General features: G+C 75.1%; 14 protein-coding genes. 7 read left to right on the top strand and 7 right to left on the bottom strand.

The genetic code is table 11. The features are described from left to right. The 5 genes from AB0L34_RS29890 to AB0L34_RS29910 all read right to left on the bottom strand — a co-directional run. Positions 1-184, bottom strand: a 184-nt coding sequence (locus tag AB0L34_RS29890) for a hypothetical protein (RefSeq protein WP_363708550.1), incomplete at its 3' end; no start/stop codon positions are given. A gap of 2 nt (positions 185-186) precedes the next feature. After that, positions 187-1,242 carry a LacI family DNA-binding transcriptional regulator gene (locus tag AB0L34_RS29895; protein WP_363708552.1) on the bottom strand — a complete coding sequence of 352 codons (1,056 nt, stop codon included), beginning with the start codon at positions 1,240-1,242 and terminating at the stop codon, positions 187-189. A gap of 164 nt (positions 1,243-1,406) precedes the next feature. Next, positions 1,407-2,255: an SAM-dependent methyltransferase gene (locus AB0L34_RS29900; protein WP_363708554.1), complete on the bottom strand. Its 849-nt coding sequence runs from the start codon at positions 2,253-2,255 to the stop codon at positions 1,407-1,409. A gap of 109 nt (positions 2,256-2,364) precedes the next feature. Then, positions 2,365-3,252: a helix-turn-helix transcriptional regulator gene (locus tag AB0L34_RS29905; RefSeq protein ID WP_363708556.1), complete on the bottom strand. Its 888-nt coding sequence runs from the start codon at positions 3,250-3,252 to the stop codon at positions 2,365-2,367. A gap of 132 nt (positions 3,253-3,384) precedes the next feature. Continuing rightward, positions 3,385-3,624 (bottom strand): DUF397 domain-containing protein, encoded by a 240-nt coding sequence (locus tag AB0L34_RS29910; protein ID WP_363708558.1) that lies wholly within the window; start codon positions 3,622-3,624, stop codon positions 3,385-3,387. Between the two features lie 266 nt (positions 3,625-3,890). Between AB0L34_RS29910 and AB0L34_RS29915 the strand changes: the two genes are divergently transcribed. Further along, positions 3,891-4,541 (top strand): GGDEF domain-containing protein, encoded by a 651-nt coding sequence (locus AB0L34_RS29915; RefSeq protein ID WP_363708560.1) that lies wholly within the window; start codon positions 3,891-3,893, stop codon positions 4,539-4,541. A gap of 50 nt (positions 4,542-4,591) precedes the next feature. Here the strand turns inward: AB0L34_RS29915 and AB0L34_RS29920 are convergent, their stop codons facing one another. Then, entirely contained in the window at positions 4,592-5,614 is a 1,023-nt protein-coding gene (locus AB0L34_RS29920; RefSeq protein ID WP_363708562.1) for a phosphotransferase, read from the bottom strand. A 136-nt stretch (positions 5,615-5,750) separates the two neighbouring features. Here AB0L34_RS29920 and AB0L34_RS29925 point away from each other — a divergent pair, with 136 nt between their 5' ends. Then, positions 5,751-6,401, top strand: coding sequence for an NAD(P)H-dependent oxidoreductase (locus tag AB0L34_RS29925; protein WP_357462148.1), 651 nt, complete (start codon positions 5,751-5,753; stop codon positions 6,399-6,401). A 44-nt stretch (positions 6,402-6,445) separates the two neighbouring features. Here the strand turns inward: AB0L34_RS29925 and AB0L34_RS29930 are convergent, their stop codons facing one another. Then, positions 6,446-6,928 carry a type II toxin-antitoxin system PemK/MazF family toxin gene (locus AB0L34_RS29930; protein WP_350684091.1) on the bottom strand — a complete coding sequence of 161 codons (483 nt, stop codon included), beginning with the start codon at positions 6,926-6,928 and terminating at the stop codon, positions 6,446-6,448. Between the two features lie 88 nt (positions 6,929-7,016). Here AB0L34_RS29930 and AB0L34_RS29935 point away from each other — a divergent pair, with 88 nt between their 5' ends. The 5 genes from AB0L34_RS29935 to AB0L34_RS29955 all read left to right on the top strand — a co-directional run bounded on the left by AB0L34_RS29935 (position 7,017) and on the right by AB0L34_RS29955 (position 11,980). Next, a complete protein-coding gene (locus AB0L34_RS29935) occupies positions 7,017-7,619 on the top strand; it encodes a DUF4291 domain-containing protein (protein ID WP_363708564.1) in 603 nt (200 codons plus the stop codon). 38 nt (positions 7,620-7,657) lie between these two features. Then, entirely contained in the window at positions 7,658-8,320 is a 663-nt protein-coding gene (locus AB0L34_RS29940) for a hypothetical protein (RefSeq protein ID WP_363708566.1), read from the top strand. A 181-nt stretch (positions 8,321-8,501) separates the two neighbouring features. Further along, positions 8,502-9,992 carry a glycerophosphodiester phosphodiesterase family protein gene (locus tag AB0L34_RS29945; RefSeq protein ID WP_363708568.1) on the top strand — a complete coding sequence of 497 codons (1,491 nt, stop codon included), beginning with the start codon at positions 8,502-8,504 and terminating at the stop codon, positions 9,990-9,992. Positions 9,993-10,086: 94 nt separating this feature from the next. After that, on the top strand, positions 10,087-10,602 hold the full coding sequence (locus AB0L34_RS29950; protein ID WP_363708570.1) for an NUDIX domain-containing protein: 516 nt from the start codon (positions 10,087-10,089) through the stop codon (positions 10,600-10,602). Positions 10,603-10,708: 106 nt separating this feature from the next. Then, positions 10,709-11,980: a hypothetical protein gene (locus AB0L34_RS29955; RefSeq protein WP_363708572.1), complete on the top strand. Its 1,272-nt coding sequence runs from the start codon at positions 10,709-10,711 to the stop codon at positions 11,978-11,980. The last annotated feature ends 61 nt before the right edge of the window (positions 11,981-12,041 follow it).

Genomic DNA, 12,041 nt, shown 5'->3' on the forward strand with positions numbered 1-12,041 from the left:
CGGGCAGCGAGGGCGGCTGGATCCGGTCGGCGAGCCGGCGCAGGGCGCCGGCGGCGGCCAGCCGGGTGGGGACGAGCCGCGCGGTGCGGGTGCGCTCCGCGCGGACCGGTGCGTCCGGCCGGGCGGAGTTGACGTGTCGGGTCACCGCGTCGATGGCGACGACGAAGCCGGTGGGCTGTTCCATGGTCAGCTCCTCGGGACGGGTCCGGTGGAGGTCCGGACGACGAGTGCGGTGGGCAGCAGGACGTGGCCGGCCGCCGGGTCGGCGGGCGGGTCGAGCAGCAGCCGGGCGGCGATGCGCCCCTTCTCCTCGGCGGGTTGCCGCACGGTGGTGAGGCCCGCCGCGGCGGCCTCGGCGATGTCGTCGAAGCCGGTGACCGAGACCGGTGGCGAGCCGGCCTCGGCGAGCGCGTCGAGGACGCCGAGGGCGAGCACGTCCGAGCCGGCCAGCACCGCCGTGGGCGGCTGCGGCGCGGCGAGCGCGGCGGCGACGGCCGCGGCGCCCGCCGACCGGCTGTTGCCGGTGGCGGCGAGCAGGGTCAGGTCGGACCAGGCGACGCCGACCTCGGCGAAGGCGTCGGCGAACCCGGCGAGCCGCGCCCGGGTGGTGGGGTGCGCGACGTCGGCCACGTCGGCGAGCCGCACCACGCCCGGGGCCGCGCCGGGCCGGACGGCGTCGCCGAGGAGGGCGACGCGGCGGTGCCCGAGCCCGGCCACGTGCGCGGCGACGGCGCGGGCGGCGGCGCGCTCGTCGATGCCGACGTAGCGGTCGTCGGGGCCCGCGTCGTCGCGGGGCGCGGTGGTGACGACGGGCAGGCCCCGGTCGCGGAGCACGTCGACGATCCAGCCCTCGTCGCCGACGCAGTAGACGCAGAAGCCGTCGACGGCGGCGTTCTCCACGGCCCGCCGCGCGGCCGTCTCGTCGGCGGGCAGGGGCACGAGCAGCAGGCTGGTGCCGTGCCGCTCGGCCGCCTCGGCGACGCCGGCCAGGAAGCGGACCGCGAAGGGGTCGGTGAAGGCGTACGACAGCTGGGACTCGAAGAGCACCCCGACGGCGCCGACCCAGCCGCGCCGCAGGGACCGGGCCGTGGGGTTGGGACCGGGGTAGCCGAGCTGCCGGGCGGTGTCGAGGATCCGCTGACGCAGCGCGGCGGAGAGCTGGTCGGGGCGACTGTAGGCGTTGGAGACGGTGCTGCGGGACACGCCGACGGCGTCCGCGACGGCCTGCAGGGTCGGCTTCACCGCGCGCTCCTCTGTATCGATTCAGTCTGGATCGATACAGAGACTAGTGCCGACGGGCGGCGGCGTCAATGCGCCCAGCGATCGGCGGCGTCGACCCGCCGCGACGGGCGGAGACGAGAACGCCCCGCCCGGTCAGGCCGGGCGGGGCGTCGAGGCAGCGGCGGTCAGGGCTTGCGGGCGACCGCGCCGTACATGCTGACCTCCGCCGCGGTGGGCCGGGGCAGCGGGGCGTCCTCGGCGCGCCACTCGGCGACCGAGGTGACCCCGGGCTCCACCACCTCGAGCCCGTCGAAGAACCGGGTGAACTCCGCCAGGCTCCGCAGACTGATCACGCCGTGCGGGCTGCCGCCCCGGCCGGCGGCCCGCGCCTCCCGCGCGACCTCCGGGGACAGGTGGTCGTAGGTGGCGTGGGAAGCCGCCAGGTAGCTGCCGGGCGGCAGCGCCTCGAGCAGCCGGGCGACCACGGCGTACGGGTCGTCGCCGTCGGGCACGAAGTGCAGGATCGCCACCAGCATCAGCGCCACCGGCCGGGACAGGTCGATGGTGCGTAGCAGGTCGGGGTGCTGGAGGATCTTCTCCGGGTCGCGCAGGTCGGCGTCGATGTAGGCGGTGGCACCCTCCGGCGAACTGCTGAGCAGCGCCCGGGCGTGCGCGAGCACGATCGGATCGTTGTCGACGTAGACCACCCGCGACTCGGGGGTGGCCGCCTGGGCGACCTCGTGGGTGTTGTCGGCGGTCGGGATGCCGGTGCCGATGTCGAGGAACTGCCGGATTCCCGCCTCCCGGGCCAGGTGGCGTACGGCCCGCTGGAGGAAGCGACGGTTCTCCAGGGCGGCGGTGCGGATGGTCGGGAAGGCCGCCGCCATCGCGTCGCCGGAGTCCCGGTCGGCCTGGAAGTTGTCCTTGCCGCCCAGCCAGTAGTTGTACCGGCGCGCGGGGTGGGCCACCGACGTGTCGATGCGGTCGCTCGGGTGGGTGGGGCCTGTCGTCGCGCCCGGGGCGTCGGTGGTCAAGGCAGCCTCCACGACTCTGCGCCAACCGTCACCCGGTGGCGTCCGTCCACTGTCGCCGATCGGCGATCATGGTAGCCGCACCGCCGCCCCGGGCAGGGCCCTCGACCGGTCACGCCGGGTAGAGGTCGTCCAGGATCCGGCCGAGGATCTCCGGCGTACGCTCCGGCGGCTCGGCCTCGACGCAGAGTCGCTCCATCGCCACCGCGTAGTAGTCGAGGTCGTCGCGCTTGTCGAGGTAGAGCGCGCTGGTGAGCTGTTCGATGTAGACGATGTCCGGCAGGTCCTGGTCGCCGAAGCGCAGGATCGTGAAGGCGCCGCCCGCCGCGGCGTGCCCGCCGGCCGCGAACGGGATGACTTGGAGCCGGATGTGCGGCGACTTGGTCGCCTCGATGAGTGCCGCCACCTGGCCGCGCATCACCTCCCGGCCGCCGATGGGCCGGCGCAGCGCGGCCTCGTCCACCACCGCCCAGAGCAGCGGCGGGTTCTCGCGGCTCAGCAACCGCTGGCGCTGCATGCGCAGGGCGACCCGGCGCTCGATCTCGGCCGGCGCGGCCGCCCCGTGGCCGAGCAGCACCACCGCCCGGGCGTACTCCCGGGTCTGGAGCAGGCCGGGGACGAACTGGACCTCGTAGGAGCGGATGAGTGCCGCGGCGGCCTCCAGGCCGAGGTACGACTGGAACCAGCTCGGCAGCACGTCGCCGTAGCGGTGCCACCAGCCCGGGCTGTTGGCGTCCCGGGCGAGCTTGAGCAGCGCCTCGCGTTCCTCGGGCGCGGCGACGCCGTAGAGGGTGAGCAGGTCGGCGACGTCGCGTTCCTTGAAGCCGACCCGGCCCAGCTCCATCCGGCTGATCTTCGACTCGGAGGCCCGGATCTCCCAGCCGGCGCCTTCCCGCGTCACCCCGCTGGACTCGCGGAGACGACGCAACTGGGCGCCGAGCAGCATGCGCAGCACGGTGGGCCCGGTGGCCGGGCCGCCCTCGGCGGGAACCATCGTCACTGCCGACCTCCGCATGCCGGATCGTGTCCGGCCGGGAGCCCCAGCCCCGGCCGACGTGTAAGCATGCCATGGACCGTGAGTGAGGAGAACTCCCAGGGAGAGGGCCGCCGGTACCGCAGGCGGGACCAGCGCTCAGCCGATGAGATGGTCGAAGTCGCCGTCGCGGGCCCCGAGCACGAAGGCGGCGATCTCGTCCATCGTGTAGATCAGCGCGGGCCCCTCCGGGTGTCGCGAGTTGCGCAGGGCGATGCCGGCGCCGCCGGGCAGTTGGGCCAGCTCGACGCAGTTGCCGCTCGGGTTGCTCCGGCGGCTCTTCTGCCAGTTGAGCGGGGGCAACTGGTTGGTGGGAACGCCGTTCGGTGGCTGCTGCATGGGGCGTCTTTCTGTCCGCGGGCCGCCGCTGCCGGGCGGGCGGGGCTGCGGAGATTCGCACGGCATCGACGAGAGGGGTTGGCTGCACGTGCATCTGCTCTTGCATCTGCACCGGCCAGCGAGCATGATAACGCACGTGTGCGGTGCCGACCCGCTCACTTTGCGTCACCAACCGCTGGGCTGCCACCAGCGACGACAGGGCTCCGGGACGGGGCGCGGCACGCCGCGCGCCGGGGCCACGGGGCATCGTGGCGATGGGAGGTCTCGTGCCGGATCCGCTCACCGTCGCGTCCGGCATCTGCGCCGCAGGGGCCCTCGTCACCACCTGGCAGCTACGCAGCCGCGCGCTGCGCGCCGAGGCCGAGATCAGGCACCTCCAGGCCGAACTGGCCGCCGAGCGGCACGCCGCCAGCCACGACCCCCTCACCGGCCTGCCCAACCGCCGCGGGTTCTACCGAATCGCCGCCACGCTGCTCACCGACGCGGCCGGGCAGCCGCTGATCGCCGTGGTGCTCGATCTCGACGACTTCAAGCAGATCAACGACCGATACGGGCACGCGGCCGGCGACCAGGTGCTGATCAGCGTGGCCCAGCGGCTCGCCGCGTTCGCCGGGGACAACCTGGTCGCCCGACTCGGCGGCGACGAGTTCGCCGGGCTGCTCACCAGCCCGACGGTGGACCAGCGATGGATCGAGCACGCCACCCGCCGGCTCTGCGAGAGCCTCGCCGCGCCGATCCCCCTCGGCGGGCTCAGCGTCCGGGTGACCGCGTCCGTCGGGCTGGCGCCGGTCACCGGGCCGGCGCAGCTCACCGAGGCGCTCGACCGGGCCGACGCCGCCATGTACCGGGCCAAGAGCCTCGGGTCGGCGGGCCAGCCCCGGCAACTCGTCGACACCGCCCACCTGGCGGAGTGCTGACCCGGCGGAGCCGCCCGGCCAACCGCGGCGACCGGCCCGTCGGGCGTCGGTCAGCGCTGCCGGGCCAGGTCGGCCAGCGCCGCGTCGGCCAGGGTGACCAGACCGTGGGGTGACACCAGCCCTCGCACGATGTCGAGCGCCTGCCGCCGGTCGGCCTCGGCGGAGGCGGCGTCGAGCACCTGGCAGGACCAGTCGCCGATGTCGTCGAGGGCGCGCACGCTCAGGAACCAGGCCAGCCGGGTGGCGTCGACGTCGACCCGGCCGTAGCCGGCGAAGGCGGCGGCCTGCTGCGCGGCGGTGACCGGAGCGAAGGCCAGCACGCCGCCGATGAGGAACATCAGGTCGCACTCGCGCGGGGCGAGCACGGCGTCGTCCCAGTCGATCAGCCAGACCCGGCCCCCGGGCCCGAGCAGCAGGTTGCCCAGGTGCGGGTCGCCGTGGCAGACCACCGCCGGCCCGGGCCGGTCGCGCAGCTCGTCGCCGAGCCGCTCCACCCCCCGGGCCAGCGCCGCCACCGTCCCCCGTGCCCCCGACCAGATGCGGGCCAGCTCGTCCACCAGCGGATCGCCCTGCTCGCCCGGCCGGGGACCGCGCAGCCGGGCGTCGACCCCGCGCGCCGCCGCCACGATCGCCGCGTGCGCGGCGCCGCCCGGAGGCAGCAGCGCGGCCAGGTCGTCGGTCACCGCCACGTCGTGCACCGCCGCCAGCAACTCGCCGTACGCGCGCCAGTGCTCAGCCGTCATCGCGCCGCCGAGCGCCCGCGCGTCGGAGACCCACGGCACCAGGGACAGCCGGCGCCCGCCCCGGTCGCTCCACAGCCGCCCGTCCCCGGTGCGCAGCGGAACGGCGATGCCCGGCACGCCCCGCGCCCCCAGGTACGCCGACACCACCAGGCCGGCCGGACTGCCGCCGCCGCTCAGCTTGACGGCGTACCGCGTACCGTCGGCGGCCCGGGCTCGCCACAGCCGCGCGCGCCGGTCCGCACCGTGCCCCACCGCCTCGGCCCCGGTGAGGTCCACCCCGAAGTCCTCGCAGACCCAGGCGCGCAGCGCCTCCGGCGCGTCGTCGGTCATCCCGACACCCTGCCATTCGCCGCACCGCCCGATCCACCCGTTTACGGCGCCGGCAGAACGTGGTTTCGACGTGTCTCGCGCCGCCTGCCGGGTATGCCGACAGGGTCAGCGCAGCGCCGGCGGAGAGGAAACGCTCGTGGCCACCATCCGGGCCCTGGTCCTGAACTGCACGCTGAAGCGGTCACCCGCCCCGTCCAGCGCGGAGGTGCTCGGGCGCGAGGTGCTCGAGGAACTCGCCGAGCAGGGCGTCGAGGGCGAACTGGTCCGGGTCGTCGACCACGACGTGCGGTTCGGGGTCTCCACCGACGAGGGCGACGGGGACGGGTGGCCAGCCATCCGGGCCAAGCTGCTGGCCGCGCAGATCCTCGTCGTCGCCACACCGATCTGGCTCGGCCAGCCGTCGGCCGTGTGCAAGATGGTCCTCGAGCGCCTCGACGCCGAGCTGTCCGAGACCGACGCCGAGGGTCGGCTGCTCACCTACGGCAGGGTGGCCGGCGTCGCCGTCGTCGGCAACGAGGACGGCGCGCACCACACCATCGGCCAGGTGCAGCAGGCCCTCAACGAGGTCGGGTTCACCTGCCCGGCGGCCGGCGCCACCTACTGGGTGGGCGAGGCACTGCACAAGGTCGACTACATCGACGCCCGGCCGAAGCCGGACACCACGGACCGCACCACGAAGGCCCTGGCGCTCAACAGCGCACACCTCGCCCGGCTGCTGGCCGAGCAGCCGTACCCGCCGCCGGACGCGAAGGGCGCCGGGGTCGGGCCCAGCCGGGAGCCGGCCTGACCGTCAGCGCCCAGCGGTCGTCGGCACCGGCTGAAGCCGAGCGGTCAGCGCCAGCCGTAGCCGGCGCGTAGGGCCTGCCCGACCCGGTCGAAGCGGGCCCGGTCCAGCACCGCGCCCTCCCGGCGGATGCTGTCCTCCCGCATGGTCAGCACGCGGTCCAGGCGTACCCAGCTCGGCCGGTTGTCCCGGTCCCACTCGCCCGGGCCGAGCGCGAGCCAGTGCCGCTGGCCGTCGCGCTCGCTCTGGCTGGAGAGCATCAGCCCGAACAGGGTCCGGCTGTGCCGGCCCACCACCAGCACGGGGCGGTCCTTGCCCTGGCGCGGGTCGTCCTCGTACGGCACCCAGGTCCAGACGATCTCGCCCGGGTCGGCGTGCCCGTCGAGCTCCGGCGCGTACGCCAGCACGCGGCGCTGCAGCGCGGCGACCTGGCGGCGCCGGGCGACCTGCGCCGGGGCGGGGCCGGGCCGCCGGGGCGACGGGATGACACCGCCGATGCGCGCCGCGACACTCCTCAGAAGACCTGCCACGAGCGGCAGCCTATCCTCCGCCGCGCGGCCCGGCCGGACCGGGACAATCCGGTGGACCCGGGGCCGGTGGTCGATCAGGATCGGCGGCATGACGGTCCCCGCCCACCAGATCCGCGCCGACTTCACCGCCGACACCGTGACCGTGTACCAGGCGTACCCGCCGGAGATCGCCCGCGCGGCGCTGGCCGCCGGCCGCTTCGTGCCGCCGTTCAAGCGCGAGCGGATGACGTGGATCAAGCCGTCGTTCCGCTGGATGATGTACCGCTGCGGCTGGGCCACGAAGCCCGGTCAGGAACGGGTGCTGGCCGTTGAGATCACCCGGTCGGGCTTCGAGTGGGCCCTGACCCACTCGTGCCTGAGCAGCTTCGACCGCGACCGCTACCCCGACCGGGAGACCTGGTCGCGGCGGCTGCGCGCCAGCCCGGTGCGGGTCCAGTGGGACCCCGAGCGGTCGCTGCGGCTGGCACCGCTGCCGCACCGGTCGCTCCAGGTCGGGCTGGCCGGCGAGGCGGTGCGCCGGTACGTCGACGAGTGGTTGGTCGCCCTCACCGACGTGACCCCGACGGCCCACGCGGTACGCGCGGCGCTCGACGCCGGCGACGACCCGGCCGCCGAGGCCCTGCTGCCGCCGGAGCGCCCGTACCCGCTGCCGCCGGACGTGGCCGCCGTCGTCGGCGCGGCGATCCCGTGAGGGTGTTCCGCGTCCGGGCGAGGCGTGGCGCCGATACCGTGCCGGGGCGACCGGCCGCCGAGCGGCCCGTGCCGATCCTCCAGCCGGTGCTGGAGGTGGATCCCCTCGACGGCTTCACGCTCTGGCCGGTGGCCGAGGTCGGCCCGTGGCTGGCGCTCTCCGGTGTGCTGAGCGCCGCGGAGGTGGGCACCGCCGTGGCGCGGATCGCGGCGTACAACCACGTCGACGACCGCACGGTGTGGCCCCAGGACGACGATCCGCTGACCGCCGTGCTGCCGGTGGCGGCGGCCGGGCCCGAGCCGGGTTCCGTCGTGGTGCCCGGCGGCCTGCGCCTCATCGACCCGGACACGGGGGCGCGGATCGACCCGGGCTGCTGCAGCGACCTCAATGACTGGCGCGCCTGGTACGGAATTCCGTCGGGGGCGTCGCCGGACCAGGGCCACGACCCCGACCCCTGGGTGGAGCACCGCGCGGACGGCACGATCCGGGTCTGGGCGGACGAGGAGCGCGGAGCGCATGTGGACCTCCGGGTCGACGAACTGATGCGACTCGTCGACGGCGTCCGGGCGGACCTCGCCGGTTTCCTGCGGGTGCTGCGGACGTGGGCCGACGAGGTCGTACCCGCCGCCGCCGACGCGTTGGTGGAGGGCCTGGACCGGCACCTCCAGGTCTCGGCACCGGGGGCCGGGGCGGCGCCCTGAGCCGGCCGGCGGTGGGCGGGGCGGGCGTCTGCCATGCAGGCGCTGGCGTCGCGAGGTCCAGGTCGACTCGGAGGGGGGCTCGTGGCCGGCTGGTCGGAGCGACCGACCTTCATCGGATCGTCAGGCGGAGTCAACGTCCGGTACGCGTAGCGCGGCTGGTCCGGCCCTAGGTTCGGCGATCATGAACCGATCGCCCCTCAACCACGCCGTACGCGTCGCAACCGCGTTCTCCCTTGTCGCTGCCGGCGCTGTCGCCGGAGCAGCGCTCACGACCGGCCGGCAGGCACCCGCCGCCCTCGCCGTCGCCGCCAGCGGCGTCGGCACTCCTCCCCCGGCGCTCCGCTACGGCGGGCCGGGCCGGGGTGGCGGCACGCCGGCCGAGCGCGCCTACCATGACATCCTCGACCACGGTCCGATGGCCAAGATCCTCACCGCCGCGCACCGCGGCCAGTGGCGTGACGCCCCGGAGAACTCCCTGCCCGCGATTGCGGCTGCCTACCAGGACGGCGCTGAGATCGTCGAGATCGACGTGCGGCTGACCAGGGACGGCGTCCCCGTGCTCATGCACGACACCACCGTCGACCGCACGACGAACGGAACCGGCGCCGTCGCCGACCTCACTCTCGCCCAGGTCAAGGCGCTCCGCCTGAAGCAGGGCCTCGGCGGCGCCCAGGCGGCGGTCACCGACGAGCAGGTCCCGACTCTCGCCGAGGCCATGGCGGTCGCGAAGACACGTGGTCTCGTCAATCTCGACAAGGGCTGGCCGTTCCGCGAGGAGATCTGGAAGGTGCTCGTCGAGACCGGGACGGTCCGCAACGGGCTCTTCAAGAGCGCTGCGCCGGTGGCTGAGGTCCAGCGGTTCCTGGCCGGCCACGAAGGCGCGCTCTACATGCACATGATCGGCGACGCCAATCTCGCCGACGTCGCGGCGTTCGGCGGCGACCAGCCGGTCGGCTACGAGGTCAACTTCGACAGCCAGTACGACGTCGTGGCACGCCAGCCGTTCCTCGACCGGCTGGCGGCGAGCAGCAGGGTCTGGGTCAACTCGATGTGGAACGGTCTGGCGGACCACTTCACCGACGAGGCCTCGCTCATCGATCCTCGTCGAGGCTGGGAGGGGCTGGTCACCAGCTTCGGCGCCACCGTCATCCAGACCGACGACGTCGAGAAGCTCGAGCGGTGGCTGCAGACCGGCGACGGCGACCCGGTGCCGAAGGGTAGCGTCCGGGTCCAGGCCGAGGACTTCCTTCCGGGCGAGGGCGTGGGCTACCACGACCTCGACGCCGGTAACCGTGGCGGCCTGCCGATGCGCCCCGGCGAGGACGTGGACATCAGTGACGCCGACGGCAACGTGCGGCTCTCGTGGCTGCGCGGCGGCGAGTGGCTGACCTACGCCATCGAGGTGCCGCGTAGCGGCAGGTACGCCGTTTCGGCACGGGTGTCCTCGCCGTACTCCCCGGCCGGCACGTACACGCTGTCGTTCGACGGCGGCCCGGAGAGCGAGCGGGTGGCGGTCCTGAACACCACGAGCCACAACAAGCAGGTGCTCCAGCCCAGTGGCGTCGTCCAGGAACTCGCGGCCGGCCACCACACCGTGCGGGTGAGCCTGCCGGCCGACGCCTACCAGAACTGGAACCTCGACTACCTCCAGTTCGACCCGGTCCGCCCCTGAGGCGGCGGGTGACGCGCGCCGCGCGGAGGGCGGTGGCGAAGTGGGACCAGCCCGCCCTCCGCCAGCGCGCGTCGTCGCGGGGCATGATGGGCGAATGATCGAACTGCCGCGGGATCTGCCGGTCGTGGAGCGCAGCGCGGTGCGGGTGGTGGTGCTCGACGCCGACGACCGGGTGCTGCTGTTCCACACCCGCGACCCGGACCACCCCCGCCTCGGCACGTGGTGGGAGTTGCCCGGCGGCGGCGCGGACCCCGGTGAGACGTACCTGGACACGGCGGTGCGGGAGCTGCGCGAGGAGACCGGGATCGTCGCCACCACCGCGCAGATCGGCCCGCCGACGTGGCGGCGGCGGGCCAGCTTCGTCCACCGGCAGCGGCGGCACCTCCAGGACGAGGTGGTCGTCCCGGTGCGGCTCGCCGGACCCGGGCCGGACGTGGACGAGGCACACCGGCTCGACTACGAGGTGGAGGACTACTTCGGCTTCCGCTGGTGGCCCGTGCCGGAGGTGGTGGCGAGCCGGGAGCGGTTCTACCCGGGCCGGCTGCCGGAGCTGCTGACCCCGTTCCTCGGCGGCGAGAAGATCGAGGAGCCGTTCGAGCTGTGGTCCTGACATGCTTTCCCGCCGCGCCGTGACGCGGGCGGGGCCACCGGGCGCGGACCACCGCCGGGGTCGGCGGGGTGGTGACGGCGGCGTCGCGAGCGGGCACAGTGGAGCGGTGACGACCGACATCCGCACTCCCCTGGCCCGCTACGCCGACCGCCTGCACGCCGTGATCGGCGACGGGCACCACGTCGCCTCCCCGCTCGGCGCGTGGCTGCTGCTGGCGCTCGCGGCGCCGGCGACCACCGACGCGACCCGCACGGCGCTGGAGGAGGCGCTCGGCACGGACGCGAAGACGGCCGCCGAGGCGGCCCGCGCCCTGTTGGAGGCGCCGCACCCGCTGGTGCCGTCGGCGACCGCGTTCTGGCACCGGCCGGGGTCCGGGACCGCCGGGCTCGACGGGTGGCGGGCGACCCTGCCCGGGCCGACCGCCACCGGGCCGCTGCCGGAGCAGGCCGGGCTCGACGCGTGGGCCCGCGAGAACACGCTCGACCTCATCGACGCGTTCCCGTTGACGGTCACGCCGGAGGTGCTGCTGATCCTGGCCAGCGCCCTGGCCACCCGGGTCTCCTGGATGGACCCGTTCGAGGTGGTGCCCGCCGACGCCCTCGGCCCGGGCAGCGCCTGGGCCGGCCGGTTGGGCCGGGCGCTGCGCACCCCGGAGTACGGCCACCGGTGCTGGATCGCGGACACCGCGCGGGCCGGCACCGTCGCCGTGCACGCCGCCGCCGCCCGGCCGGCGCGGACCGCCGACCGTGTGGCCGGGCTGCTGGTGGTCTCGGTCGCCGCCGCCTCCGACGTGCCCGCCGGGGACGTCCTCGCCGCCGCCCACGAGGTCGCGGCGGTCGCCGCCGCCACGCCGGAGGACCACCTGCCGGCGTCCCGGCGTTCCCTGTACGACCTTCCGCTGGGCGACGCTCCGCTGTGGACGTTGCGGGAGGAGCCGGGCGAGACGTTCGCGCCGGGCGGCCGGGAGGAGCGGGCGACGGCGGTGCTGCCCTGCTGGTCGGCGGAGAGCCGGCACGTGCTGACGGCACCCGAGCTGGGCTTTCCCGCCGTCGCGCGGGTGTTCGGCGAGCTGCTGGACGCCGCGGGGCTGGGGTTCGAGGTGGCGCAGGCCGCGATGGCCCGCTACGGCCGGTACGGCTTCGAGGCGGCCGCGGTCACCGGCTTCGCCACGCTCGACTGCCTGCCGCCGCAGGGGGTCGTCCGGATCGCCGAGCTGCGCTTCGGCCATCCGTACGCCGTGGTGGCGGTCGCCACCGACGGTCGGGTCGGCGGCGGCGCGGCCGGCCCGTGGGACGGGGTGCCGGTCTTCTCGGCCTGGGTCGCCGACCCTGAGGACGTGCCCGAGGCCGACATCGCTGATCGGTTCGACGGCGAGTGAGCCCCCCCGGGGGCCCGTCAACCGGGCCCCCGGGGGACGACGAACGCCCCCTACGCGCCCA

The sequence above is a fragment of the Micromonospora sp. NPDC052213 genome (assembly GCF_040679695.1).
Lineage (GTDB): Bacteria > Actinomycetota > Actinomycetes > Mycobacteriales > Micromonosporaceae > Micromonospora.

What these genes read in the sequence shown, in the direction of transcription:
- AB0L34_RS29910 (WP_363708558.1), bottom strand. Translation starts at nt 3,624, where the DNA reads ATGCAGCAGCCACCGAACGGCGTTCCCACCAACCAGTTGCCCCCGCTC.
- AB0L34_RS29935 (WP_363708564.1), top strand. Translation starts at nt 7,017, where the DNA reads ATGACGGTCCCCGCCCACCAGATCCGCGCCGACTTCACCGCCGACACC.
- AB0L34_RS29920 (WP_363708562.1), bottom strand. Translation starts at nt 5,614, where the DNA reads ATGACCGACGACGCGCCGGAGGCGCTGCGCGCCTGGGTCTGCGAGGAC.
- AB0L34_RS29950 (WP_363708570.1), top strand. Translation starts at nt 10,087, where the DNA reads ATGATCGAACTGCCGCGGGATCTGCCGGTCGTGGAGCGCAGCGCGGTG.
- AB0L34_RS29945 (WP_363708568.1), top strand. Translation starts at nt 8,502, where the DNA reads ATGAACCGATCGCCCCTCAACCACGCCGTACGCGTCGCAACCGCGTTC.